Origin of the sequence: Caecibacter sp. AF58-12pH5A, from assembly GCF_027681725.1 — a bacterium.
GTDB classification, from domain to species: Bacteria; Bacillota; Negativicutes; order Veillonellales; family Megasphaeraceae; genus Megasphaera; species Megasphaera hominis.
In genome coordinates this window covers 1-985 of sequence record NZ_JAQDBC010000083.1, presented here as the reverse complement: position 1 = coordinate 985, position 985 = coordinate 1, and the positions used below count along the sequence as shown (strand labels likewise).

The following is a 985-nucleotide window of genomic DNA, read 5'->3' as shown; positions in this document are numbered from 1 at the left end:
CTGCTTACTGCCACTCTTAAAATTTTAGAACGTGGTCTTGACAAGGGGCCCATTATACATATCGCAAAAATTCCTAAAATTGTAATAATAAAATGTAGAATAAAATATGGAGATGATGCTAGTGATTTTACATGAATCCAATGGTTCCAAAGTTGAGAACGAATAAAAGGATGCTCATGGATTAAATACACACCGAACGTAGATGGCGCAATATATTGAATAAGGTTCTTAATTTTATCTGAATTGATTTTTAAATTAAGAAAAAATATAAATAAAGCTATAGAAGCCAATAAAATTGTTGGTGAATTATACATATAAAATCCATAGAAGCTTCGCGCTTTTACAGGGACGCCTAGGTACTGGAAGAAATAATGCATTGGCTTTTTACTTAGAAAGGTAATTACACAAGCATTAAAATAAATTAGAAAAGGCCGTTTTTGTAAAAATCCTGATGCTTTTATATCAGATAAACGTATGTACCCCCCCCAGTAGAATAATGTAATGAACCAGAGAACTGTATATCCGCCATCAATTTTAAATGGATCTGCTTCGGGTTTTAAAAACGAATATAAAACAAACATTCCTGTCAGAATACATATGAATGAAGTATATTCCCTTTTATTTAAGTTCTGCGCCAGTCTGGCCAAATAAGGGGAAAGTAAATACGTACCTATATAGGCAGTTACGAACCAATAAATAGAATATCTTACAGGTAACAAATAATGTATTGTCTTGTATAAATCCCAATGACCTGAAGCATCAACGGAGATAGCATAAAAAAGCAATGAATAAAACGCCACTGTACTCCAAAGTTTCCACACCTTAGTCCAATGAAAGGAATGACTGTTTATTAAAAAATAGCCACTAATCAGTACATAACAATTTACAGCAACAAAGCAAAAAGCTTCTATGCACCAGGCAATTCGTCTGGGTTTGTCAAGTTAAGTGTGTAAGTTTTTTTAGGTATCATAAAAGAAGATGCGTT

General features: G+C 32.9%; 1 protein-coding gene. It reads right to left on the bottom strand.

Annotated elements, in window-relative coordinates; genetic code table 11:
• On the bottom strand, positions 1 to 851 hold an 851-nt coding region (locus tag PGX44_RS13925), incomplete at its 3' end, for an acyltransferase family protein (RefSeq protein ID WP_498855842.1).
• Between the last annotated feature and the right edge of the window lie 134 nt (positions 852 to 985).